This is a genomic window from Hymenobacter sp. UV11 (assembly GCF_004684095.1).
GTDB lineage: Bacteria > Bacteroidota > Bacteroidia > Cytophagales > Hymenobacteraceae > Hymenobacter.
Genome location: NZ_SRII01000001.1, coordinates 101616 through 127349 on the forward strand (window position 1 = coordinate 101616; position 25734 = coordinate 127349).

Here is a 25734-nt window from a genome sequence, read left to right on the forward strand (position 1 = left end):
CCCGAATAAATTTGTACTGGTATTACTGCTTTCTGATTTAGCCAAGCAATTTATTACCCACTTAGATGAGTACTGTTCGAACTATTTTTTACGGGTTTTTAGTCCTATTAGTAACCTTTGCCTTGCCGGGCCACAGTGCTGGCCTCCTGGCCGATACGCCGCTCGACGGCTACTGGAAAGGCCCGCTGAAACTACCAGGCGGCCAGCTCGAAGTAATTTTTCGCCTAGTGAAACTCAGTAGTGGCGAATACTTCGCGACCCTCGACGTGCCCATGCAGAAGGTGAGCCGCCTAGCCGTGACCGTTACAACGCGCGCCGATACGGTCATATTCCTATCGGCCGAAGCCGACTGCCGCTTCACCGGTCGCCTGCTGCCCGACAAAAAGCAAATGCAAGGGACCTGGCAGCAGCCGGGCTTTAAGGCCCCCCTTACCCTGACATACAGCGCGCTGCCAACCGTTGCCGCCGGGGTCAAAACGCGCCTCACGCCGCCCTACCGCGAAGAAAACGTGACGCTGGATAACCAGGTGGCCAACGCGCGCCTGGCAGGTATGCTCACCGTGCCCGCCGGGCCGGGGCCGTTTCCGGCGGTAGTGCTGCTCAGCGACGCGGGCTCGCAGGACCGCAACGGCACCGTAGGTGACTTTGGGCCAATGGGCTGGCTGGCTGATTACCTCACCCGGCGGGGGGTAGCGGTGCTGCGCTTCGACGACCGGGGCGTGGGGGAGTCGACCGGCGCGGCGGCCACCACCACGGCGTCGATAGTGAGTGATGCGCAGGCGGCCCTCAGTTTTCTGCGCGGCCGCCCCGAGCTCGACCAAAACCACATCGGCCTGATTGGCCACGGCGAGGGCGGCAACGTGGCTTTGCTGGCCGCCGCGCAGCTTCAGCCGCCCGCATTTGTGGTGGGCCTGGCGCCATATGGCCTGCCAGGCGCCGAAATTGCCCTGCACCGGCAGGAAGCCACGCTGGCCAGCCTGCGAACTATGCCAGACCAGCTGGCCGCCGCTATCAAGCGCCAGCAGTCGATAATCGACGTGATTCGGCAAACGATTAACAACAGTCAGGCGCGGGTTATCGTGGCCAATATTCTGCGCAAAGACAACCCCGTACTCGACGAGGCAACTGTGCAGGCGCGGGCCACCGAAATGGTATCGACCAGCTACCGCTCCTTTTTATCGTTCGACCCGTCGGCGGGTATTGTCCCCGTTACCTGCCCCGTGCTGCTGCTCTACGGTAGCGCCGACCAGACGCTTAATGTGGACGCCAACATGTCCGCGCTCACAAAAGCCCTGAAGACCGACAAAGCTGTTACGACGCGCAAGCTGCCGGGGGTAAACCACCTGTTTCAGCCCGACCCCGAGCAGTGGCCCATCGTGAGCGGCCAGTCGCAGCCCAACTTTTCGCCGGCTGCCGAAGAGGCCATCCGGGCCTGGATAATGGCGCAGGTCGGCAAATGATTGCTGGTTGTATGCCAACATCGCCGCCCGGCACACGTATGAAGACGCTCTTTCACGGCCGTTATCGGCCTTCACGCTCTTCCTACCCCCATGACCAAAGTAACCTACCCGCTGCTCGCAGCCGTTTTGCTGCTTGCTAGCTGCAGCGACCTTAAAAAATCAGACGATAAAACTACCCTTGGCGACGCCACCGCCGACACTGCCGTAGTAGCCCGCACAGGGGCCACCGTGGGCGATGCGGCTACCAGCGCCGCTAACTCGGTCGACAGCGCGGCTAGCAAAGTCGGAAGTGCCGTCGGCGACGCATTCGACGTAACCAAGGCCAAGCTGGCCGATGTGAAGCTGCCCGAGGTAAGCCTGTCGGGTGTGACAGTGCGCGGTAACGAAGACTACCAGGTATATGGGCTCGATGAGAAAGTGCTTTTCGATACCGATAAAGCCGTTATCAAGCCCAGCGCTGCCGAGGCGCTGAAGCAGATTAGCGCCTCTATCAATAAGCGCTACCCTGGTAAGGACGTGCGCGTGCTCGGTTTTGCCGACTCCCGCGGCGACAAGAGCTATAACCGCGACCTGAGCAAGCAGCGCGCCGAGGCCGTAAAAAGCTACCTCGTCACGACCGATAAAATGGCCGCCGACCGCCTCAGCACCGAGGCTTTCGGTGAAAACCAGCCCGTAGCTACCAACGCTACCCCCAGCGGCCGCCAAGAAAACCGCCGCGTCGAAATCGCCGTGCATCTCAAGTAGACCACTGATTAGCACGAATTTTAGCGGATTTCACGGATTTTGTGGACGGCGCTGGCGGCGCTCTACCATATCCGGTTAATACTTAAATAGGTAAACCAAAAAAGGCCACCCGGTTGGGTGGCCTTTTCACGTTAGCGGGCATCCACAAAATCCGTGAAATCCGCTAAAATTCGTGCTAATCAGTGGTCTTATTTGTACGCATCTACCTCGGCCCGCATCATCGCATTGAAGCGTGAGCCATTGTTAGCAAGTGTTACCAGGTTCCAGCCCCGGCCGATGGCGTAGCTCCAGGTGCGGCTGTCTTTGAACTCGAACGTGGGGCGCAAAATCTGGCCGTACGGCGTGTAGTTGTCCATAAAGTTGGTGGTGTAAAACTTATCGCCGCTCACAATCCACTCCATCGCCACGTAGAATCCTTCTTCCGGGGCAATCAGGTTGTAGGGCGACAGGTCGACCGTAAACCACTCACCGCCGCGGGCCGCCGATACGATAACGCTCTCCGTGAGCATATCCTCGTTGGGAGCGTTGTAGTTGCCGTTAGCTTTGTAGATACGCACGCGGAAGGGCTCACGCGGAAAGCCATTTTCGCCGATGTAGAACGATACCGAGCGGATAGCCCCGAGCTTCTTAGACTTCTCGTTCTTGCACATGAACGCGTACTGGCTGCCGGGCATCCCCTGAATCATGCCCGCGCCCGGCGAGTTGGAGTGGGCACCCAGCGTCAGGGGGCGCACTTTGCTGGCTTCAATCTGCACGTTGGACAGGGCAATGGCCTGGCGGGGCAGTTGGAGAATAATCTCCTCCATGTTGGTGCCACGCTTCACAAACAGGGCCGTCCGCTTGTAGCCCAGCGCCATCACGATAACCGAGTCTTCGGTCACTTTGGTGGGCATGGCCAGCTGAAAATACCCGTATTCATTGGTCAGAGCGCCGGTCTGTTCCTCTCGCAGGTTGATGGAGGCAAAAGGAATAGGGTCCTGCGTTTTTTCATCTACTACGCGGCCCGTAATGCGGCCCTCTTGCTGTGCCCAGCTAAGTGCGGGCCACAGGTTTGTGGCTAATAAAAGTATCAGTAAACGCTTAAGCATAGAAAAGAGGAAAATGGATAAAACTCCGGTTTACAAATTTAATCGCTAGCATGTATATGCAAAGCGGTAAGATAAAGTTTTTAATACAAACCTGTAATAAGCTCATTTAAGGTGATGTAAATGAGTAACTAGTGTAAGAAAGTAGAATAAATTATCAAATCTTAAAAAATAAATAACAATAAAAATTATAACATAAAACAGATAATACAAATGGTATTTTGGTAATAATAATTAGTAATTATAAATTGACTTATTGATGGAGGCTGCTTCTCAACTTTAGGGCCAAGCTTGCTAATACTAGCTGCCCTGCTTCGGCTGATTCATGCCAGCGAAGCAGGGCAGCCATCAGTAGGTTAATTCACACGGTAATTCAATTGAATGCAACACGGCTATTTGACATCGAAGATAGATAATGGGGTAGCATCACTAGTTGATAAAGTGCTAGCGCATAGCTACTAGCAATAGTTTATTTTTTTTAAGACTACTTATTGATTTCCCGCCTCTACGCTGCTGAGGGCTATTTATTACTGCTATCTCTGGGTAAGGCGCCGCGCTTACTTAATCATATCAACTTCGGCCTTAATCATGGCATTGTAGTGCTGGCCGGCCGAGGTGGCCATCGTAAGCAGTGTCCAGCCCTTGCCGATGCTGAAGTTCCAGGTGCGGCTTTCCTTAAATTCGAAGGTGGGGCGCATAATCTGGCCATAGGGCGTGTAGCTATCGTCCATAAAGTTGGTATTAAAGAACTTGTCGCCGCTCACAATCCACTCCATTGCCACGAAGAAGCCTTCTTCCGGCGCCACCACGTTGTAGGGCGTCAGGTCAACGGTGTACCACTGGCCGCCCTGGGGCGCCGATACTACCACGTTGTCGGTGAGAATGTCGGTGCTGGGTGCGTTGTAGTTGCCGTCGGCCTTATACAGGCGCACCCGGAAGGGCTCGCGCGGGAAGCCGTTTTCGCCGATGTAAAACGATACCGAGCGGATGTTGCCTAAGCGCTTATTCTTATCATTCTTCACAAAAAAGGCGCACTGGCTACCGGGCTGGCCTTGCATCAGGCCCTCGCTAGGGCGGCTGGCGGTGGCACCCAGGTCCAGGTTTTTAAGCTTGCCGCCTTTTACTACTACGGCTTGCAGGGCAATGGCCCGGCGGCTCACCTCCAGCACCATATTGGCCATGGGCTTGCCGCGCTGCACCGCAATGGCCAGGTGCTCGTAGCCCAGCGCCATAACAATGAGCGAATCGGTTTCGCTTTTGGATGGCCCAGGCAGCTGAAACACCCCAAACTCGTTGCTAAGAGAGCCGGTCTGCTCCTCCTTCAAACTGAGCGAAGTGAAGGGTAAAGGCTCCTTGGTGGCCTTGTCGATGATTTTGCCGGCGAGCATACTGGCAGCTGGCGTGGCAGCGGTTTGTGCTTGCGCAACTCCGCTAGCAGTGCATAAAAATAATGCAAAATAAAGTAGGCGTTTTAACATTTGTAAGTAGAATTTGGACTAGCTAATACAAAAATAGGCGGAAATTTTAAAGTGCCAACTATGAGAAGTTAGCTTGCTTTAGCTATCGCAGATACATACCAAAAAAAGCCGATTGATTACAACTAATCCGGCGCTTTGGGGCAAAAAAGAGGGGGTAGGGAGTAGCCGCGCCAACTAAACGGCTGTATCTTTGTTTGAACTAAATCTAAATAACCTTAGTCCCTTGCCTGTGGCCTTCTTTCGCCGTTCCGCTACTTCCGTGGCTGCTTCGCAGCCGGCTCCTGCCCGCCGCACTGCCAACGATTTGAAGCGGGGTGAGACTGCTACCGTTTGCTGCCTTAAAGACCCGCAGATGGCCCTGAAACTGCTCGAAATGGGCTGTATTCCGGGTACGCAGGTGCGCTTGGCGGGCCGTGCGCCCCTCGGCGACCCGCTGATGCTGGTGCTGGGCGATGAAGAATACACGCTATCGCTGCGCGTGAGTGAGGCCGTAACGATTCAGCTAAAAGATTAACTAAGAAAAGCTTATGCTATGGCGGGTGCTACGCAGCATGTGCGGCCGGTAGTGCCGCAATCTGGCGCCGGAAACGTTGCCCCCACGCTGGAGCGCCTACCCCGCCTGGCGCTCATTGGTAACCCCAACTCGGGCAAAACGTCGCTGTTCAATCAGCTTACGGGCCTCAACCAGAAGGTAGGTAACTTCCCCGGCGTGACGGTGGACCGCAAAACCGGCATTGCGCAGCTGGGCGGGCAGCGCCGCGCCGAAGTAGTGGACCTGCCCGGCACGTACTCGCTCTACCCTAAGAGCCTCGATGAGCGCGTGATTGCCGACCTGCTCTACAACCCGCTCTCGCCCGACTACCCCGATTTTGTGGTGGTGACGGTAGATGCCAGCAACCTGCGCCGCAGCCTGCTGCTGTTTTCGCAGCTCGCCGACCTGGGCCTACCCGCCATTCTGGCCCTGAACATGACTGATGTGGCCGCCGAGCGCGGTATCGTGCTCGACGTGGTGACGCTGGAGCGCGAGCTAGGCGTGCCGGTGGTGCCCATGAATGCCCGCAAGGGGGTAGGGCTGGCCGCGCTGCGCATCGTGATGGCCGACCGCCTGGCCGCCGCGCCGCCGGCCGGCCGCTTTTGGCAGCCCGATGCTGCGCTGCGCCCGATGCTGGCGGATATTCGGACGCACTTCAGCCTGCCCAACGATTACCTGGCGCTGCACTACGCGCACCAGTTTCGGCAGCTGCACTTTTTGGGCGAAGCCGACCGGGCGTATTTGCAGGAGCTGACTGAGCGCTACGAGTTTGACTCGACGGCTCAGCAGGCGGCCGAAACGGTGGCCCGCTATGCCCGCATCAACGAGCTGCTGCTGGAGGTGGTAACCGTGACGCGTACCGAGCGCCGCGAGCCGGCCTCCAACCGCATTGATAAGGTGCTGACGCACCGCGTGTTTGGCTACGCTATTTTTCTGGCCATTCTGTTTCTGCTGTTTCAGGCCATTTTTGCTTGGGCGCAGTACCCGATGGAGTGGATTGACCAGGGCATTTCGGCCCTGAGCGCGGCCATTCAGGCGCGGTTTCACGGGCCGTTGGTGCGGCTGCTCACCGAAGGCGTGATTGCCGGCCTGGGTGGCGTCTTGATTTTTATTCCGCAGATTGCCTTGCTGTTTGCCTTCCTAGCCGTGCTGGAAGAAACGGGCTACATGGCCCGCGTTACCTTCCTCATGGACAAGCTGATGCGGCCTTTTGGGCTGAGCGGCAAAAGCGTGGTGCCGCTCATTTCGGGGCTGGCCTGCGCAGTGCCGGCCATCATGGGCGCGCGCACCATCGAGAGCTGGAAGGACCGGATGCTGACCATCTTCGTGACACCGCTCATGTCGTGCTCGGCGCGTATTCCGGTCTACACGGTGCTGGTGGCGCTGGTAGTGCCCGACGAGTCGTGGCTGGGCCTGTTCAACATGCGCGGTCTGGTGCTGATGGGCCTTTACCTGCTGGGCCTAGGCTCGGCGCTGCTCTCGGCGCTGGTGCTGAAGGCGGTGCTCAAGGCCCGCGAGCGCAGCTATTTCATCATGGAGTTTCCGGTGTACCGCTGGCCGCGCTGGAAAAACGTGGGCCTGACCATCGTGGAGAAGGTCAAGACCTTTGTGATGCAAGCGGGCAAGGTGATTATCGCCATCTCGGTGCTGCTGTGGGTGCTGGCCAGCTACGGCCCCGGCCAGCGCCAGGAGCAGGCCGCCGCGCAGGTGCAGCAGCAGGCCGCCGCCCAAGGCTGGCCCGCCGCCGAAACCGAGCGCCGCGTAGCCTCGGCCCGCCTCGAAACTTCCTACGCCGGGGCCTTCGGGCACGTCATTGAGCCGGCCATCCGGCCGCTGGGCTTCGACTGGAAAATCGGCATTGCGCTGCTTACTTCCTTTGCCGCCCGCGAGGTATTCGTGGGCACCATGAGCACCATCTACAGCGTGGGCCAGGATGCCGACCTGGGCACCGTGCAGCAGAAGCTGGCCAGCGAAAAGGACGCCCAGGGCCAGCCGTTTTTCACGCCGGTGCGGGCGCTGTCGCTGCTCGTGTTCTACGTATTTGCCATGCAGTGCATGAGCACGCTGGCCGTGACCTACCGCGAAACCAAAAGCTGGCGCTGGCCCCTGGGCCAGCTCGTGTACATGACCGGCCTGGCTTACGCGGCTTCACTGCTGGTGTGGCAAGTATTTAAGTAATGAACAGTGACCAGTGAGCAAGTAGCTCATCCACCCATTGCGCACTGTTCATTGCTCACTGTTCATTACTTATGACTACCTACGAAACCCTGCTGCGCCTCGCCTATCGCGCGCCCGCCGATGTGGCCCACTACCTCACACCGGCTACGCTGGCCGCCTACCCCACCTTTGAGCAGGCAAGCCGGGCCGAGCAGCCGTTTCGGTTTGAGCAGTGGCGGCTGGGCGTGGCCGCCAGCCTGCTGCGCCTGCTGGCCGACCTCGGCGACCACGACGAGGCCCGCCGCGCCGCTGAGGTGCTGCACCGCGCCCTCAACACGGCCCGGTCGCCGCAGGATATAGACAAGCAAATCGGCAAGGAAAACAAGCTCTTCGAGCAGATTTACACCAACCTCTACGTCAACGACGAAGGCGAAGCGCTGCTCGACCTCTTTGCCCGCACCCTCGACGCCGACGCCCCCGACCTGCTGGCCCAGGTGCAGCAGGAAGCCGTAGACCTGGCCCGCGAGCTGGACTTCGACCGGCCCGCCGACGAAGACGAATAGCCATCCCTACCCCGCGCTTCGAGTTGAAAGAGGGGGGTAGGGACCCAAAAAAAAGACCCGCGCCACCGGCGCGGGTCTTTTTTTAATCTTAATACCAGGCTGTTAGTAACCAGGGTTTTGCGTCAGGTTAGGGTTGTTGTTGATTTCGCGCTGCGGAACGGGCAGTACGAGTGTAGGGTCATTGGAATCCAAGGTTCCCACTGGGCGGCCCGTCCGCTTCAGGTCGTGGATGCGGAAGCCCTCGAAGGCGAGTTCCAATTGACGCTCAAATAGCACATCGGCCACTGCCACGCTGGTAAGGGGGGTAGCCCCGGAGCGCTGGCGAATGGCATTCACATCGAGCAGGGCTTGCGTCGTGTTGCCCGAGCGTACGTCAGCTTCGGCTCGGATAAGGTACATCTCGGCCAAGCGGGCTACCGGGATATTCTGGCCATAAGTGCGCCACTTAATGGTGCGGTAGCGGCCCGTGCGGCTGTTGCCATCGCTCACATAAATGAGCTTTTGAGTGGTAAGCGCCGGGCGGCCATCGGAGCCGCGCAAGTCAGTAGCGCCGTATAAGTTCACAAAGGCGGGCAGGGCATACAAGTCACCCCGGCCATAGAGCACGCTCTGGTCGCCGGTCGGGCTATAGCCGGCAAAGTACGTGGCCAGGCCATCGTTGCTGGTGCCCGCATTGTTCTGGTCATTCTGCTGAATCTCAAACAGGCTCTCGGCGCTGTTGCGGTTGGCAAAAATGGCCCCTACCGAGCCCTGCAAAGCCGCTCCGCTATTCTTGATGACATCGTCGGCCATAGCACGGGCCGCCGTGTAGTTGCCCTGCTGCAGGTATACCCGAGCAAGCATCGCCTCGGCCGAATACTTCGATGCCCGCGTTACGTTCTGCTTTGGCAGCTTCGAGATGGCGTCCAGCAGGTCAGTGACAACCTGAGTGTACACAGCTTCTACGCTGGCGCGGGGCAATTGAACATCGGCCTGCTCGGTAGTCGTAACGGCCGTCAGGTTGATGGGTACGCCGGGCTGCGTGTTGTTACCGCCTACCTTGTACTGCTGGCCGTAGAGGCGCACCAGCTCGAAGTACATAACGCCCCGGATAAACTTGACTTCCCCTTCAAACTGGGTGCGCTGCCCCATGTCGGTAACGGCGCCCAAGTTAGCCAGCACCAGGTTGCACTGGTTGATGGCGGCGTAGGCTTGCGTCCAGATACCCTGCGCGTTGGATAGCGTGGAGGTCTGGGTATGGCGCGAAATCTGGCTGTAGTTCTGGAAGGTGCCTACCCAGGCTACGTAGCCGTTAGCGGCCAACAGCTCGGGCACCAGAATCAGGTCGGTGCCATAGAGGCGGGGGTCATCGAGGCGGGCGTAGGTACCCACTACGGCCGCAGCTACCTTCTGCGACGTATCGTAGGAAGTAGCGGCATCAATGCTTTGCTGGGGCGTAATATCCAGCGAGTCTTTGCAACCCGACAGGCTCAGGCCTAGCACCAGCGCGCAGGCTGGCCAGATAAAGTTATTTTTCATATAAAACAGCTATACAAGTTACTAAAAGCCCAGGTTCGCGCCCAATAGGAAGGTTTTAGCCAGCGGCGGCGTGTAGAAGTCGTGGCCCAGCAAGTAGCCAGCAGTGCCCAGGCCGTAGGTATTCACCTCGGGGTCGTAGCCAGTGTACTTGGTGAAGGTAGCCAGGTTCTGCGCCGTCAGGTAGATGCGGACCGTTTGCAGGTAGCCGCGCTTCACCAGGGTAGCGGGTAGGTTGTAGCCCAGGGTTACGTTCTTAACGCGGAAGAAAGAGCCATCCTGAATCCAGCGCGAAGTAGCATTGGCCCCACCGCCGCCGTTATTGCCGTAGAGGCGAGCCTGAGGCACGTCGGTGATGTCGCCCGGCTTCTGCCAACGGTTGAGCTGGTCAACGGTTTGGTTGTCAAAGTATACAGCATTGGCCGATTGGTATACACCGGCCGCATTGTAAATATCGTTGCCGTAGGTAAACTGGCCCAGGGCGCTTAGGTCAAAGCCTTTGAAGCTGAAATTAGTATTGATGCCCCCCGTGAATTTGGGGTTCGGGTTACCAATTTTCTGCACGGTGGCGGCAGCGTAGCTACTGGTCTTCGAGCCGTCGGCGGCGTAGTAGAGCGCGTTGCCGTTGTCGGGGTCCACGCCGGCGTAGCGTCGGCCGTAGAATACGCCCAGCGGCTGTCCTTGCTGCACTCGGCTTAGGGTGTTGCCCGTTGGGATGATGGGCGTGGGCAGGCTGGTAATCAGGTTGCGGTTGAACGACATGTTGCCGCCCAGGCTCCACTTAAAGTCACCATCAAAGATGCGTCCGTTCAGAGCCAGCTCCAGGCCTTTGTTTTGCAGGGCGCCTACGTTTTCCGTAATGGTAGTATAGCCGCTCACGAGCTGCAGCTGGCGATTAAGCAGCAAGCCCGTCGTGTTCTTCTGGTACACGTCAATCTCGCCCGAAATGCGGTTGTCGAAAAAGCCGAACTCCAGGCCCAGGTCAACTTGCTTGGTGGTTTCCCAGCTCAGGTTGGGGTTGCCAAGGCCAGTGACGTATGCACCGCCCGATACATAACCGGGGGCAATACCCGACTGGTCGGCGTAGGGTAGGGCCGACACGAGGCGGCGCGAGTTGAAATCGCCGATTTCACCATTGCCAGTCACACCATAGCTGGCACGCAGCTTCAATAAGTTGATGGTAGTGTTGCCCTTCAGAAAGCTCTCTTCCGAGATGAGGTAGCCGACCGAGCCAGCCCCGAAGGTGCCGTAGCGGTTGTTGGCCCCAAAGCGCGAGGAGCCGTCGCGGCGCACACTACCCGACAGCAGGTACTTACCCTGGAAGTTATAGTTGAGGCGGGCAAAGTAGGAGAGGAACGAGTAGCCCGTGCCAAACGACGTATTGCCACCCGTTTTCACGGCGGCGCTGGCCACCCGCGTAAACTCATTGGTGGGGAAGCCCCGGCCCTCGGCCGCCGTCACTTTGGTGTCGGCACGCTGATACGACTCACCCAGCAGCGCATCGAAGTGATGGTCTTCGTTGAGCGTGAAGTTGTAGGTGGCTGTGTTGGTGTTGGTGTAGTTAACGGTCTGCGTCTGGGCATTGTAGGCGTAGCCATTGGCCCCGCCGTCCTGGGTGCCCGCGCCGCGCACCAGGTCTTCGTTCAGGTTCAGAAAGTCGCCGCCCAGCTCCGAGCGCAGCGTCAGGCCCTTGAGGGGCGTCCAGTTGACATAGCCCGAGCTAAACGAGCGGTAAGTACCGGCCCGGTTCGAGCCCAACTCCTGGTCAATCAGGTTGTTGTAATAGATAGTAGCCGGGTTGAGCCGCCCCGTAGTGGGGTCAAACTGCGGCTGCATGGGCGTGAGCGCGTTTAGCTGCAAAGGGTTTGAGAACTCATTGTCGCCCGATACCCGGTCGTTGACCGTGCGGGCCAGCGACACATTGAGGCCAATGCGCAGGTTGTCGGTTACGCTGTGGTCCAGGTTGAGGCGCAGGCTACCCCGCCGGAAGCGGTTGCCGATAATAATGCCCTTCTGGTCGTTAAACGTGCCGCTTAAAAAGAAGCGGGTTTTGGCATCGCCGCCCGCCGCGCTGAAGTCGTACTGCGACACGCTCGCCGCGTCGCTGCCAAAGAGCTTGTACTTGCCGTTGTTGCGGAAAGCCAGGCGGTCCCAGGCCGTGTTGTAGGTAGAGTTGTAGTCGATGCCCGCTTCCCCCGCAAAGGCGTCGGCTACCGTAGCATAGTCGGCGTCGGGGTCAGTGGGGTCAATGTATAACCCATTATTTATCGACTCAGTAAGCAGCGTCTTGTACTGGTCGGCGTTCAGGAACTGGCGCAGGCGGGTAGGGGCACTAGTGCCATAGTAGTAGCCAGCCGTTACCTTGGTCTGGCCCTGGCGGCCCTTCTTGGTTGTAATGAGTACTACCCCGTTAGAGGCGCGTGAACCATAGATAGCCGTTGAAGAAGCATCTTTCAGAATGCTGATGCTCTCAATATCATTGGGGTTGAGGTCAGCCAGCGGATTGAGCGGCTCAGCACCGGCCTGCGACTGGTCTTGAAAGGTAATCGGCACACCATCAATAACATACAGCGGGCGGTTCGACGCCGTAACCGACGAAGTGCCGCGCACCTGAATGTTGATGCCCTGGCCCAGCTTGCCACTGCCTTGGTTGATAACCACCCCCGGCGTGCGGCCCTGAATAGATTGCTCGAAGCTAGTAACCGGCTGGTTCTGAATGGTTGTACCCGCAATCTGCGTCACGGCGCCCGTCAGGTCAGCCTTGCTTTGGGTGCCGTAGCCTACCACCACGGCCTCGCCCAGGTCGGTGGCGCTGGCGGCCAGCGTCACGTTGAGGGTATTGCGGCCGGCCACGGCCAGGGTCTGGGTAGTGTAGCCAATGGAACTGATAATCAGCGTGGCATTGGGCTGCACAGTTAGCGAAAAGTTGCCATCTGCCCCGCTACTGGTTCCGTTGGTGGTGCCGCGCTCCACTACGGTCGCCCCCGGTAGGGCGCCGCCATCTGAACCCACCACTCGGCCGCTGACCACTTGGGTCTGAGCCAGCACCGGTAGGGAAGCCACCACAAGGATGGGAGTGAAAAATTTTCTCATAATGCGATTAATGATTGAAAAAGATATATTAAAGCGGACTAGCCGTGCTGTCAACCCTACCTAGCAAACAGCAGGACAGCTGCTCACAAATAAAACGCTTGCAAGACAAAATTGCACTGATTTGTTACGCAATGGTTATAAAATGAAGGTCATACTAAGCCTTGGTCGCAGGTTGAAGCGTGATAACTCCCTGAAAAGAATAGCCTCTATCTACCTGTGTTGAGTTTATTCAGGGTTAAGGAAAATTTAAGTTTAGCTTCAAAAAAAAGGCTCGCAACCAGTGGTTGCGAGCCTTTGAGGGGGGGTAGGGTAGGGAGCAAACTCAGTAGCCCGCGTTCTGTACCAGGTTGGGGTTGGCGTTGATTTCGCGGAAGGGAATGGGAAACACCAAACGATTAGCGTTCCACGCAATAGTCGCATTCGTGAGTGGGTCGGCCGTCGATTCCATGTTACGCTTAATATCGCCGAGGCGGAAGCCTTCGAAGGCCAACTCAATGCGGCGCTCTTTCAGAATGGCAGCTAGCGTAACGGTAGTGAGGGCTGGTAGCCCGGCCCGTGCCCGAATGGCGTTAACGTCGGCCAGGGGGGTAGCACCCGTGGTGGTGCCAGCCCGGAAGTTGGCTTCGGCGCGGGTTAACAGCATCTCGTCCACGCGCATAAGCTTGATGTTGCCATACAGCGCATCGTACTTGCGGGTGTAGGCCGGGGTAGTAGCCGTGGGTGTGGTATAGAGCAGGGCGCGTGAGTCGCCGGCTTCAAATAGGGTGAGAAACTGGGGCTGAATAGTTACGTCGGCCCGGCGATTGCGGGCGTAGAACGTATTCAGCTGGTTGGTGCCGCTCTGCGCTGTAACCTGAATAGCGAAAATATCTTCAACCGTATTCGCGTTGGTAGTAAGGCCGGCTGGGATAGACGACGTCGAAACGTTGGCCGTAGTATAGCCAAAGTTTGCGCCGTAAAAGCCGTTCAAAGCCAGCGAGGTAGTGCTCACTGCCCGGTTGGCGGCGGCCGCCGCCGCAGGGTAGTTGCCTTGCTGCAGATACACCCGCGCCAGCAGTGCCGCGCAAGCGTAGCGCGTGGCCGAAAAAGAGTTGAGGCCGCCGCCCGTAATTAGCTTGGCCTCGGCCGTAGTGAGGTCGGTGATAATCTGGGTGTATACCTCAGCTACCGTGTTGCGGCTTACATTGCTTTCGGCCGTTACGGTGAGGGTAGGGGCTAATACCAGCGGCACACCGGGGTTGCTGGCAGGCGTGCCATCGTTCCAGGCTTTGCCATAGGCACGCACCAAATCAAAATAAACCAGCGAGCGAATAAACTTGGCCTCGCCCTCGCCGCTGGCCTGTTGGGCCGGCGTGTCGAGCTTGTTGATGTTGGCCAATACATTATTGGTGCGGTTGATGACATCATAGGCACTCAGCCACGTAGCACTGATTTGGCTATTGGTGATGAGCAAGGCTTTGCGCTGGGCCTCCTGGGGCTGCGTAAAGGTGCCCACGAAACTCTCGTCGCCATTGTCGGCCAGCAGGTCAGTCATGAACTGCAGGTAGCCACCGTAGAGGTTCGCGCTTTGTAGGCCTGTGTAGCAGCCGACCAGCGCAGCTTGCACATCGCTGGAATTGTTGAAGGCTTGAGCTGTATCGATATAGCTGACGGGTTGCACGTTGAGCTTGTTATTGCAGCTCTCCAGGCCACCCAGGAGCAGAACTGCCGTCAGCAGTCCGGGTACTATTTTCTTCATAAGATAAAAGGCAAGATGTGGAGGGAGGTAGCTACCAGCACCTAGAAGCCCAAGTTGAGGCCTACAGTATAGGTGCGCGCCTGCGGCGCGGTGTAGAAGCTGATACCCTGGCTGATATTGTTGGAGGTAGTATTGTTCGTGCCCGTAGTGTAGTCGGTGCTAACTTCGGGGTCCCAGCCGGTATACTTAGTGAATGTCAGTAGGTTATAGCCTTGCACGAAGAGGCGCGCCGACTGCAGGAATCCCCGCTTGGCTAAGGAGCTGGGCAGGTTGTAGCCTAATACTACTGAGCGCAGGCGGCCGTAGTCGCCATTTTGCACGAAGCGCGACGACTGCCCGGTGCCATTGCCGCCACCGTAAATAGCTTTAGGTACATTGGTGATATCCCCCGGCTTCTGCCAGCGGTTGAGCTGGTCACGCGTCTGGTTGTCGTAGCCATTGTTGAAGCCTACCGAGAAGAAAGGAGCAGCTCCATCGTAAATCTGGTTGCCAAATACACCTATGAGCGTAGCCGTCAGGTCAAAGCCTTTGTACGTAAAGGTGTTGGTAATGCCACCCGTCCAGCGCGGGTTGGGGTTGCCAATGGGTACGTTGGTCGCCAAGTTAATATTGGTAGTAGTGCCCCGGTTGAGCGTACCATCAGCATTGGTGCTATTCAGATAATAGAGCGCATTGCCGTTAGCGGGGTCTACTCCTGCATATTCGGGGCCGATAAACTCGCCCAGCGGCTGGCCGGCCTGCGCCCGGTTCAGGAAACTACCTAGGATGTCGGGGCCCGCCAGGTCCAGTATCTTATTCTGGTTAACGGAGGCATTTACGCTGGTTGTCCAGGTGAAGTCGCCCACAAAATTGCGGGTAGTCAGCGTCAGCTCCAAGCCTTGGTTGCGCAGGCTACCCACGTTGGCATTGCGCACCGAGAAGCCCGAGGTACCCGGCACCGGCTGCGACAGGAGCAGCCCAGTCGTGTTCTTGCGGTAGATATCGACTTCCCCGCTAATACGGTTGTTGAACAAACCGTATTCCAGGCCGGCATCATACTGAACGGTTGATTCCCAACCCAGCACATCGTTGCCCAGTTGGTAGGGGCGCTGGCCGGGCGTACCTGCGTAGCCCGCATTGCCCGCGAAGAGATTACGCGAGGCAAAGTTGCCAAAGTTCTGGTTGCCCGTTTTGCCCAGGCTAGCGCGCACCTTCAGCAAGCTCAGCGTGGTATTGCCCTTCAAAAAATCTTCTTCCGAAATCAGCCAGCCTATTGAGCCCGCCGGGAAAATGCCGTAGCGCCGCTCCGCGCCAAAGCGCGACGAGCCATCAAGGCGCGCACTGCCACCAACGAGATACTTGCCCTGGAAGGCATAGGCGGCACGGGCGAAGTACGATACCAGCGCGTAGCTCGTCGTGAACGAGCTGCCAGCCGTAATCTGGGCTGCGTTGTCGAGGGTGCGGTATGAGTCGGAGGCAAACTGGGTGCCGGTCACGCTATTGCCACTAATGCGGGCGCTTTCATAGCTCGTGCCCAGCGTCAGTTCCAGCGAATGGTTTTCGGCGAAGGTATTCTTATAAGAAAAGTAGTTGTTGACGATAACCTTGGCATTGGTTTGGTTGGTGTTGAAACCGTAGCCATTGGTATTGCCCGTGTTGCGCGATGTGACGCGGCCCAGGTACTGCTCTTCGTTCTGGTTGAGCACATCGGTACCCAGCTCCGAGCGGAAAATCAGGCCTTTAGTTAGCTTCAATTGGGCATACACGTTGCCCAGCAGCCGGTACACCGTGGTCACGTAGGACCCACCCTGGATACTTAGCAGCGGGTTGTAGTAGAAGGGAAATCCGGTATTGGGCAACCCAGTAGTGGGGTCTAAGGCCCCGCTTACCTGCCCCGAACGCGGGTCGATGAGCGGCGTAATTGGTGCCAATGCCACAATCTGCATGGGCGTGCTGAAGGCATTGTCATTGGGCAAGCGGTTATTCACTGAGCGCGTCGCCGTCAGGTTTAGGCCAAAGGAGAGCCGGTCTGTAGCCTGGTGGTCGAGGTTGAAGCGCGAGGCAATCCGCTCGTATTGGTTGCTGACGATAATGCCCTTCTGCTTGCTGTATTGCCCCGAGAAGTAAAAGCGCGTTTTTTCGGTGCCGCCGCTGGCATTCAGGTCATACTGTTGAAAACCAGCACGCTGTAATACCTGGTCCTGCCAGTTGGTATCGTAGGTCAGCGGGTCGGCAACGCCGCCCGCGTAGCCGCTGAGGCGAGTTGCAATGTTGGCTGGCACCGCGAAGGTGGTGCCGCGATTTACCAGCGCCTCCGTCAGCAGCATCACGTATTCCTGGCTGTTCAAGAAGTCGCGCTTGTGCGTGGGTTCATTAAAGCCACCCTGGATGCCTACGTTGAAGCGCGTGCCGCCGGCCTTGCCGCGCTTGGTCGTAATCAGCACTACCCCGTTAGTAGCCCGCGAACCGTAGATAGCCGAGGACGAAGCATCCTTGAGCACCGAAATACTTTCGATGTCATTAGGGTTAATATCGGCAATAGGGTTGGTGGCCGCCGTGGTAGAAGACAGGTTATCGGCTACTACCGGCACGCCATCCACTACATACAGCGGCTGCGAGCTGCCGCTAATGCTCGACACGCCCCGCACCCGCACCCGGATGCCCTGGCCCAGCTTGCCGCTGCTGTTTTCAATAAACACGCCGGCCGCCTTGCCCTGAATGGACTGCTCGAACGACTGCACGGGCTGGTCGCCCACATCCTTGCTCGTGAGCTGGGCCACCGAGCCCGTAAGGTCGGCCTTGGTTTGGGTGCCGTAGCCCACTACTACGGCCTCGGCCAGGTCGGTAGTCGAGTTTTGCAGCACCACGTCGAAGCGGCTGCGGCCACTCACCGGAATAGTCTGCGCCGCAAAGCCTACCGAGCTGATAACCAGCGTAGAACCTGGCTTCACCGAGAGCGAAAAGCCGCCGTCGGCATTGCTGGTAACGCCATTGGTGGTGCCGCGCTCCACGATGGTCGCACCCGGCACGGGGCTGCCGTCGGTGCCGGTCACGCGGCCATTTACGACCTGCGTCTGGGCCAGCGCCGGCAAAGCCGCCATCACCAGTAAAGGAGTAAAGATGTTCCTCATAAGGTATGTTGATTAAAGAGTGTTTAAGTAATAATGAGCGTTAGGTAAACAAAACGGCTGCTTGCAAAGTAAAGGGGGGGTAAGGGAAAAATATGTAAAAATTTGAAAAATAGTCCAAAATTTAAAGGGGTAAATCTTATTTATTAAGTATAAAATTTAACATTAACCTTATTCTTAGAGGGGGTAGCTCATGGAAAATGATATTTTTTTTGGCGCATCAGCAGTTGCCCTACACTTACACTGCTGGGCTACCACTGCAGCCGCCCCGCCCCCTACCTTTGTTGCCACGCATGAAGCCAACCATTCACTACCTCACCACGGCCGCTCAGGTGGCTGATGCCGCCGCCCATTTTGCTACCCTGCCCCGCATTGGTATCGACCTGGAATTTGATGACAATCGTTACCGCTACGGTCGTCACCTGGCCCTGATTCAGGTATTTGACGGCACTACCGTCTACCTGATTGACCCCCTACCCCTGGAGCCCGAGATGGCCGCCGGCCTGGAGCCGCTGTTTGCGGTGCTGCGCGACCCCGCCGTGGCCAAGGTCTTCCACTCCTGCAAATCGGATATTCTGCTGCTCGACGAGCTGTTCAGCGTCACGTGCCGCACCATTGTGGATACCAGCGTGCAGTTCACGCTCCTGGCCCTGGAGGATAATAATATCTCGCTGGGTCGTCTCATTCAGAGCGAGTTGGGCTTTGAGGTGGATAAGGGCGAGCAGAAGTCGAACTGGCTCAAGCGCCCCCTCACCGAAGCCCAGAAGGAGTACGCGGCCAACGACGTGCTCTACCTTTTCGAGCTGACCGACCGCCTCACGGTGCGCCTCCAGGAGCAGGGTAGAGCCCAGTGGGCCGCCGAAGAAAACCACGCCCTCGAAGCCGTGCGCTACGGCCGCGGCGAGCTGCGCCCGCACCTGCGCCTGGCCGGCAAATTCCGCATCGGCCCGCAGGAGCTGCCGCTGTTTCGGGAGTTGTATGCGCTGCGCGACCGTGTGGCCCGGCAGCTCGACCGCCCCAGCTACATGGTGCTCAGCAACGATAGGCTGGCCGAAATCACGCACCAGCCCATTGCCTCGCACGGCGCCCTGCGCACGGCCGGCGGCCTACACCCCGAGCTCAAGCGCGCGCCCTACGCCGATGAGCTGGTGGCCCTGGCCACCGCCGACCTAGCCCCCGACGGCCCCCTGCCTGCCGACCAGCGCCGCCCTACCCCCTTCAAACGCCGCTTTGGCGGCCCGGTAGCCGCCAAGGCCGAAGCCCGCGAAGGCTTGCTCAACGCCCTCAAAAACCACCTGGCCACCGACTACAGCCCCGTGCTGGCCAACACCGTGCTCAGCAATCGCCTCATCGGCGACGTGGTGGAGCAGGGTAGCCTGGCCGCCCTGCGCCCCTGGCAGCGCCAGCTACTGGGCGAAACTGCCGGCCAGCACGGCCTGGCAATCAGCGAGCTGGAGGAGCCCTTGCAGGCGTAAGCAGTAGGTAATGCACTAAAAAAGAACGTCATGCTGAGCCTGTCGAAGCATCTTTACCGCGCCATCGGGGGTACTACTCCCAGCGGCGCGGTAGAGATGCTTCGACAGGCTCAGCATGACGTTCTTTTTTGGTTTGTATTCCTGTTACTCCCGCTAGTAGCCCTGCCCGCCCTGGCGCAGGAAAGCCCCATACTGCGCGGCCGGGTACTAGATATCGATACTCACCAGCCCATCCCGAATGCGCAGGTCGGTATTGGGGATAACCGCTTGGGCACCAGTACCAACCTCGATGGGCGCTTTGCGCTGCGGGTGCCCGCCGCCTACCAGACGAGCACGCTGGAAGTGGCTTTGCTGGGCTACCGCAAGTTCAGTCGGGCCCTACCCCCCCTGCCGGGGCCGGAGCTGCTAATTGAGCTGCGAATCAGCCCCGCCAACCTGAGCACAGTGAGCATCACGTCCTCGGCCGAGGGAATAATCCGGGAGGCGGTGGCGCGCATTCCGCGCAACTACCCGGTGCGGCCTACCCAGCTCACGGGCTTCTACCGCGAGTCGGACGATGAGGCGGCCGGCCAGCACTACGACTACCTCGTGGAAGGCCAGCTGCGGGTGTATAAGCCGGGCTACCAGCACCCGCGCGAGGCCGGCCAGACCCAGGTGCTGGAATCGCGCCGGGTTGACCTGCGCCCCGCCCGGCCCGACGGCATGGCCCTACCCGGCATCAACTGGATGGCGGGCGCGCTGGTGCCGCACCGCTTCGACTTCGTGCGCCAGCGCGCCGAGTTCATCAACCCGGCGTATTTCAAGGACTACCAATACCGGTTCAGCCCCCAAACCACCTTTCAGGGGCGGGCGGTGTACGTCATCACCTTCGCGCCGCGGCCGGGCACCAGCCGCGCCGATTTTGCGGGCGAAGTGTACATCGATGAGCGCAGCTACGCCTTTTTGGGCGCCGCCTGGCACCGCACGCCGGCTGGCATCCGGCGCGAGAATATGCTGGTGTTTGAGGCCACCGAGCGGGCCTACCGTGCCGATTACCAGCGCTATGCCGGGCGGTATTATTTGAAAAATATCTGGTACAATACGCTGGGTCGGCCGGTGGGCGGGCGGGTGCGCCACCACCTGGCCGAGTACGTGACCACGGCCATCGACACGGCCCAGGCGCAGCCGCCCGGCTACCTCGAGCGCAGCCAGTACGCCGATATTTTCCTGAAAAACCCGGTGCCTTACGACTCGGTGTTCTGGCAGCACTACACCACCCTGCTACCCCCCGACGCCCTGCTCGACCAAACCCGCCAGCGCCTGGCCGATACGCTGCTGCGCCGCCCTACCCCCCCCGCCGCAGCCGATGCGCCAGCCAGCCCGGCCGCGGCCGCCACTAAGAAGTGGCGGCTGTTCAATCACTTGCGCTACTCGTATGCTGGTGGCCTGCTGCCGGTGCAGCTGCCCGCCGCCGACCTGCACACGGTGCTGGCGCCCGGCAGTTCGGCCTTCAGCGCCGATGTGCGAGCCAGTACTACGCCCCAGGCGCTCACCTACCAATACAGCTTCGGGTTGCAGCTCGATTTGGTGGGCGGCCTGAGCGCCTACGCCACCGCGCGCCACGTGCTGCGCCAGCTGCGGGGCGAGGGCTGGGAGGCTGGCCTCACCTATGCCCGCAACCTGAACCCGCGTGGCCGGCCGCTGCTGGTTCGGGCGGGGGTAGGCTACCTGCGCCAGAGCGTGGGCCGCGAGCTGGGTACCGTGCCCAACGCCGACGCCGACCTGCGCCTAGGCGGTAGCCCGCTGCCCGGCGACGAGCTCATGCTTTCCCTCCAAAACGTAACCGACGCGCTGCTGCCCAAGCTGGGGCTGGGCGTCGAGCTAAACCACCACTGGGAGGCCGTGGCCGACCTCGGCTACGTGCTGCCGCTGCGCACCCGCGGGCAGTTGCTAATCGAAGAAGACAAGGGCTTTTTCAGCTTCAACCAGCACGCGGCCGACCTCAGCCTGCCCGCCACCGAGGCGCAGGTGCTGGTGAATGGCCAGCCCGCCACCAGCGGCCCCTGGCAGCTGGGCCGCCTGCTGCCGAGCGTGGGCGTGCTGTACCGGCTGGGCCACTAGGGGAGGGGTAGGAAGGTGTAATTTTGAGTCGGGCGGCCCGTGGCCCGCCCTTTTTACGACCCTATGACTGAACCCACCGCACCTCCTTCTTCTACACCCCCGCCGCTGGCCCCGCCCCGGCCGCGCCGCTGGGGCGGGCTGCTGGCGGTGCTGCTGCTGAGTTTGTTAGCTGGAGTGGGTTTATTTACCTACCGCCTGCTGTACGCGCCCAACGTGCCCGCCGCCGTAGACGGTGCGGCGTACTTGTACATTCGGAGGGGGGTAGGGCTGAATGCGGTGCTCGACTCGCTGCGGCAGCCCGGCGTGCTGGCCCGGCCCGCCGATTTTGCGCGGGTGGCCCGTTGGCGGGGCTTCGGCACGGCGGCCCATCCGGTGCAGCCGGGGCGCTACACGCTGCCGGCCGGCGCGGGCAACCTCGACCTGCTGCGCCTGCTCGAAAGCGGCCGCCAGGATACGCTGGCTTTCACCCTCAAGCCCTTTAACTACCTGCTGCAGCTGCCGCGCCAGGCCGGCCGCCAACTCAGTATCGACACCGCCCAACTGCACAAATTACTGACTGACAACGCGTACCTAACCAGCCGCTACGGCCTCGATACGGCTACCATACGCACGCTTTTCATCCCCGGCACGCTGCGAATGTTCTGGCCCACACCGGCGGCGGCTTTCCTCGATTCGGTGGCGGCGCGGCATCGGCGCTTCTGGAATACCCGGCGGCTGGCCGAGGCTGACTCCTTGCAGATGAGCCCCGTGCAGGTGGCGGTGCTGGCCAGCATCGTGCAGCGCGAAACGGCCCAGCCCCTCGATAAGCCCCTCATCGCGGGCGTGTATCTCAACCGCCTGCGCCGCGGCCAGCCCCTGCAAGCCGACCCTACCCTGCTCTGGCCGCTGCACGGCCTCGGCACCCGTAAGCGCGTGCTCAACGTGGACAAAAAAGTCGATTCGCCCTACAATACCTACCGCCACAAGGGCCTGCCGCCCGGCCCCATCACCACGCCCTACCCCCAGGCCCTGGACGCGGTGCTGCGCCCGGCCCACCACAGCTTCGTCTTCTTCTGCGCCCGCCCCGATGGCAGCGGCTTCTCCGATTTCAGCGAAACCTTTGCCCAGCACAAGGCTTTCGCCCGCCGCTTTCAACACCATTTGGATAGCTTGAAAATCAAGCGGTAGGTTTTAATTGTCCTTGTCGTTTGTCATTGCGAGCGCAACGAAGTGGAGCGCGGCAATCTTTCCTTGGTCGTTTGCATACTTTGAGTTTACTAACCCAGATGTGAGCATTACTACCCCAATGTGAAGGAAAGATTGCCGCGCTTCACTTCGTTGCGCTCGCAATGACAACCAGCATTAATCACTAACCACTGAAAAAATGCGTCTCATAATTCAGCGCGTCCGCGAAGCCTCCGTTACCGTCGAAGGCACCATTACCGGCCAGATTGGCCCCGGCCTACTGGTGCTAGCCGGCTGCGCACCCACCGACGACGAGGCCGCCCTGGCCTGGATGGCCCGCAAGCTGGTCGGCCTGCGCATCTTCAACGACGACAACGGCCAGATGAACCGCAGCGTGCGCGACGTGGGCGGCCAGGTCTTGGTAGTGAGCCAGTTTACGCTGCTGGCCGATGCGCGCAAGGGCAACCGCCCCAGCTACATCGGCGCCGCGCCGCCCGCCGTGGCCGAGCCGTTCTACGAGCGCTTCGTGGCCCTCACGGCGCAGGAGCTGGGCCAGCCGGTGCCCACCGGCATTTTTGGGGCCGATATGCAGGTGCGCCTGCTCAACGACGGCCCGGTGACGATAATCCTCGACTCACCAACCTCAAACTGACTTTCTTATGACAATCGAACAAGCCCAAGCCACTGTTGATGAGTGGATAACCACTACCGGCGTGCGCTATTTCAGCGAGCTCACCAATATGGCCATCCTCACCGAGGAAGTGGGCGAGGTGGCGCGCCTCATCTCCCGGCAATACGGCGAGCAGTCGTTCAAGGACTCGGACCGGGGTAGGGAGCTGGCCGACGAGCTGGCCGACGTGCTGTTCGTGGTCATTTGCCTGGCCAACCAAACCGGCGTAAACCTCACCGACGCCATGGCCCGCAACCTGGCTAAGAAAACCCAGCGCGACGCCACGCGCCACCGCGATAATCCGAAATTAGGAATGAAGAAGGAGGAATAATTCTTCATTCCCAATTCCTCCTTCTAAATTTCTCCTTCCCAATTAAAAAATGAACCCGTACCTGAGCCGCCTGCTGGCCGTGGCCCAGCAACCCAGCCGCCGCATTATCGGCCTTATGTCGGGCACCTCGCTCGATGGCCTCGACGTGGCGCTGTGCCGCTGCACCGGCCACGGCGCCACCCTGCAAGTAACAATGGAGCAGTTTGTTACGGTGCCGTACGAGGCGGGTTTTCAGGCGCGGCTGCGGGCCGTTAGTCAGCCGCGGGTAGACTTGGAAGAAGTGGTGCTACTGAATGCGGAGGTGGCGCGCCGCCACGCGGCCACCGTGCTGGCTTGCCTGGCCGAGTGGGGGGTAGGGCCGGCCGACGTAGACGTGCTCGCCAGCCACGGCCAGACTATCTGGCACGCGCCGCGCCACCAGCACGGCCGGGCCGACTTTCCGCATCACGCCACGCTGCAAATCGGCGACGGCGACCACCTGGCCGTGGGCACGGGTATTATCACGCTCTCCGATTTTCGGCAAAAGCACGTGGCCGCTGGCTACGAAGGCGCGCCGTTGGCGCCGTTTGCCGACGAGCTGTTATTTCGCCAGCCGGGCGTTAATCGCCTGCTGCTCAACCTGGGCGGCATCGCCAACTTTACGCTGCTGCCCGCCGACGGCGGCCCCGCCCTGGCCACCGACACCGGCCCCGGCAACACCCTGCTCGATGCCGTGGTGCGCCGGCATTACCCCGGCCAAGCCTACGACGAAGGCGGCCGCCTAGCTGCGCAGGGCCAGCCGCACGCCGGGCTGCTGGCGGCGTTGCGCAGCCACTCGTTTTTCCGCGAGCCCTTTCCCAAAACCACCGGGCCGGAGCTTTTCTCGCCGGCTTATCTAGCCGATAATCAACGAGCTACCGGCACCGAAAGCTTGTCCGTGCCCGACGTGTTGGCTACGCTCGTGGAGCTGGGCGCTGGGGCCGTGGCGCAGGGCGTGCGGCACTACCTGGGGCCCACGCCGGCGGCCGACGCGCTCGTGAGCGGCGGCGGCGCCCACAACGCCACGCTGCTGGCGGCCCTGGCCCGCCACCTGCCGGCTACCACGCTGCGTAGCACCGCCGAAGCCGGCGTGCCGCCCGATGCCAAGGAAGCTGTGCTCTTCGCCGTGCTGGCCAATGAGGCGCTGGTGGGGAGCGGCCTGAGCCTGGGCAAAATTTCCCTGCCCGGCTAAAGCCGCCGCATTTCCGTAAGTGAAGCGCAGATGACTTTTCCGCTTCGCTCCTTGCTGCTGGCTGCGGGTGGGCTGGCCCTTGCCGCGCCCGCCGCCCACGCCCAGAACACCCGCCTGCTCGACCACAATACGCTGGCCTGGTTTACTTATAACGGCGACCATAAGGTAAGTGCCAAATGGGCCGTACATACCGAAGCCCAGTGGCGCCGCGTGCAGCTGGTGGCGCACCCGCAGCAGCTGTTGCTACGCCTGGGAAGCACGTATAAACTGGCCAAAGACGTGAAGCTGGGCGGTGGCTACACCTACCTCGTCACCTACCCCTACGGCCGCTACCCCACCGCCGAGCTGGGTCAGCCCAACCCCGAGCACCGCGCCTATGAGGACATTACTTTCGGGGCCGACTACGGCCGGCTGCACCTCACGCATCGCCTGCGCCTGGAGCAGCGTTGGCTGGCCCTGCTCGACCCCACCCAGCCCACCGAGGTGGCCAGCTGGCAGTACCAAAACCGCGCTCGTTACCAAGTGGCCGGCCAGCTACCTGTGCAAGGCGCTACGCTGGACGACAACGAGCTATACGTCAATTTCTTCGATGAGCTCTTTATCAGCTTCGGGCCCAATGTGACCCAGAATATCTTCAACCAAAACCGCATTTCGGGCGGCCTCGGCTACCAGTTTACCAAAGATTTTCAGCTGGAGCTCAACTACCTCAACCAGTGGACGCAGCACGCCGACCTCGACGCCGCCACCGGCCGGCCGGTATTCGAGAACAACAACGGTTTCCGGCTCAACGTGGTCTATAACCTCGACTTCACCAACGCCGGCCGCCGCGATTAAGCTGCCCTACCCCCCGCCGCGCCGCCGCAGCCCAAAACCCAGCACCGCCCGCGCCGTGGTATCGCGAAACGTGACCTCCAGCAGCACCGGCGGCGGCCGGTGCGCCGAGTCGCTGGCAAACGTGAAGCGGCAAAACCACCGGCTGCCCGTGCGCCCGGTACCCAGCCTCACCCCCACCTGGTACAGCTCAATGGCTGGCCCCCGCGCCTGCCCCTGCTGCCACAGCGGGCGTGCCGCTGCCCCAAACGCCGCCAGCGGCACGCCCGCCCGCACCTCGGGCGCCAGGCGGCGATAGGCCGTGGGGTAGTCGGCCCGCAGCACTTCGCCCAAAAACCGCCGGGCCACCTGCGCCTGGGTCGGTGCGGGGGGGTAGGGCCGCGCGCCCACCAGCAACCCTGCTAGCAAAACCAAAGCAAAGCCGCACCAGGCCCGCGCCCTGCCGCCCGAAAAAGAGTTGGCCATGCCCAAAAATAGAACG

Annotated in this window: 19 protein-coding genes; 12 read left to right on the forward strand and 7 right to left on the reverse strand. The window is 60.2% G+C overall.

Annotated features, from left to right (window positions below; translation table 11 throughout):
* The first annotated feature begins 65 nt into the window (after positions 1–65).
* Positions 66–1460: a S9 family peptidase gene (locus E4631_RS00410; RefSeq protein WP_133658134.1), complete on the forward strand. Its 1395-nt coding sequence runs from the start codon at positions 66–68 to the stop codon at positions 1458–1460.
* 90 nt (positions 1461–1550) lie between these two features.
* A complete protein-coding gene (locus E4631_RS00415) occupies positions 1551–2204 on the forward strand; it encodes an OmpA family protein (protein ID WP_133658135.1) in 654 nt (217 codons plus the stop codon).
* Positions 2205–2392: 188 nt separating this feature from the next.
* On the opposite strand, the gene E4631_RS00420 is transcribed toward E4631_RS00415, so the two are convergent.
* The gene (locus E4631_RS00420) at positions 2393–3292 is read right to left on the reverse strand and encodes a carboxypeptidase-like regulatory domain-containing protein (protein ID WP_133658136.1); all 900 of its coding nucleotides are present in this window, start codon (positions 3290–3292) and stop codon (positions 2393–2395) included.
* 554 nt (positions 3293–3846) lie between these two features.
* Positions 3847–4677, reverse strand: a complete 831-nt coding sequence (locus E4631_RS00425; protein WP_166648125.1) for a carboxypeptidase-like regulatory domain-containing protein — start codon at positions 4675–4677, stop codon at positions 3847–3849.
* A gap of 349 nt (positions 4678–5026) precedes the next feature.
* On the opposite strand from E4631_RS00425, the gene E4631_RS00430 reads away from it, so the two are divergent.
* The 3 genes from E4631_RS00430 (at position 5027) to E4631_RS00440 (ending at position 8019) form a co-directional block, all read left to right on the forward strand.
* A complete protein-coding gene (locus E4631_RS00430) occupies positions 5027–5281 on the forward strand; it encodes a FeoA family protein (RefSeq protein ID WP_133658138.1) in 255 nt (84 codons plus the stop codon).
* 18 nt (positions 5282–5299) lie between these two features.
* The gene (gene feoB, locus E4631_RS00435) at positions 5300–7477 is read left to right on the forward strand and encodes a ferrous iron transport protein B (protein WP_133658139.1); all 2178 of its coding nucleotides are present in this window, start codon (positions 5300–5302) and stop codon (positions 7475–7477) included.
* A gap of 71 nt (positions 7478–7548) precedes the next feature.
* Complete coding sequence (locus tag E4631_RS00440) at positions 7549–8019, forward strand: hypothetical protein (RefSeq protein WP_133658140.1); 471 nt, start codon at positions 7549–7551, stop codon at positions 8017–8019.
* A 102-nt stretch (positions 8020–8121) separates the two neighbouring features.
* Here E4631_RS00440 and E4631_RS00445 read toward each other — a convergent pair whose 3' ends face one another.
* The 4 genes from E4631_RS00445 to E4631_RS00460 form a co-directional block, all read right to left on the reverse strand.
* Positions 8122–9537 (reverse strand): RagB/SusD family nutrient uptake outer membrane protein, encoded by a 1416-nt coding sequence (locus E4631_RS00445; protein WP_133658141.1) that lies wholly within the window; start codon positions 9535–9537, stop codon positions 8122–8124.
* Positions 9538–9558: 21 nt separating this feature from the next.
* The gene (locus tag E4631_RS00450; protein ID WP_133658142.1) at positions 9559–12627 is read right to left on the reverse strand and encodes a TonB-dependent receptor; all 3069 of its coding nucleotides are present in this window, start codon (positions 12625–12627) and stop codon (positions 9559–9561) included.
* Between the two features lie 322 nt (positions 12628–12949).
* The gene (locus tag E4631_RS00455) at positions 12950–14365 is read right to left on the reverse strand and encodes a RagB/SusD family nutrient uptake outer membrane protein (RefSeq protein WP_133658143.1); all 1416 of its coding nucleotides are present in this window, start codon (positions 14363–14365) and stop codon (positions 12950–12952) included.
* Positions 14366–14406: 41 nt separating this feature from the next.
* Entirely contained in the window at positions 14407–17475 is a 3069-nt protein-coding gene (locus E4631_RS00460) for a TonB-dependent receptor (protein WP_133658144.1), read from the reverse strand.
* A 290-nt stretch (positions 17476–17765) separates the two neighbouring features.
* Here E4631_RS00460 and E4631_RS00465 point away from each other — a divergent pair, with 290 nt between their 5' ends.
* From E4631_RS00465 to E4631_RS00495, 7 genes are all read left to right on the forward strand, one after another.
* A complete protein-coding gene (locus E4631_RS00465; protein WP_166648126.1) occupies positions 17766–18947 on the forward strand; it encodes an HRDC domain-containing protein in 1182 nt (393 codons plus the stop codon).
* Positions 18948–18977: 30 nt separating this feature from the next.
* The gene (locus E4631_RS00470; protein ID WP_133658146.1) at positions 18978–21047 is read left to right on the forward strand and encodes a carboxypeptidase-like regulatory domain-containing protein; all 2070 of its coding nucleotides are present in this window, start codon (positions 18978–18980) and stop codon (positions 21045–21047) included.
* Positions 21048–21110: 63 nt separating this feature from the next.
* The gene (mltG, locus tag E4631_RS00475; protein ID WP_133658147.1) at positions 21111–22214 is read left to right on the forward strand and encodes an endolytic transglycosylase MltG; all 1104 of its coding nucleotides are present in this window, start codon (positions 21111–21113) and stop codon (positions 22212–22214) included.
* 196 nt (positions 22215–22410) lie between these two features.
* A complete protein-coding gene (gene dtd / locus E4631_RS00480; RefSeq protein WP_133658148.1) occupies positions 22411–22863 on the forward strand; it encodes a D-aminoacyl-tRNA deacylase in 453 nt (150 codons plus the stop codon).
* 7 nt (positions 22864–22870) lie between these two features.
* Positions 22871–23212: a nucleotide pyrophosphohydrolase gene (locus E4631_RS00485; protein ID WP_133658149.1), complete on the forward strand. Its 342-nt coding sequence runs from the start codon at positions 22871–22873 to the stop codon at positions 23210–23212.
* A 49-nt stretch (positions 23213–23261) separates the two neighbouring features.
* A complete protein-coding gene (locus E4631_RS00490; protein WP_240734555.1) occupies positions 23262–24422 on the forward strand; it encodes an anhydro-N-acetylmuramic acid kinase in 1161 nt (386 codons plus the stop codon).
* A 30-nt stretch (positions 24423–24452) separates the two neighbouring features.
* A complete protein-coding gene (locus tag E4631_RS00495) occupies positions 24453–25256 on the forward strand; it encodes a DUF2490 domain-containing protein (RefSeq protein ID WP_133658150.1) in 804 nt (267 codons plus the stop codon).
* A gap of 6 nt (positions 25257–25262) precedes the next feature.
* On the opposite strand, the gene E4631_RS00500 is transcribed toward E4631_RS00495, so the two are convergent.
* Complete coding sequence (locus tag E4631_RS00500; RefSeq protein WP_133658151.1) at positions 25263–25718, reverse strand: hypothetical protein; 456 nt, start codon at positions 25716–25718, stop codon at positions 25263–25265.
* Positions 25719–25734 lie beyond the last annotated feature (16 nt).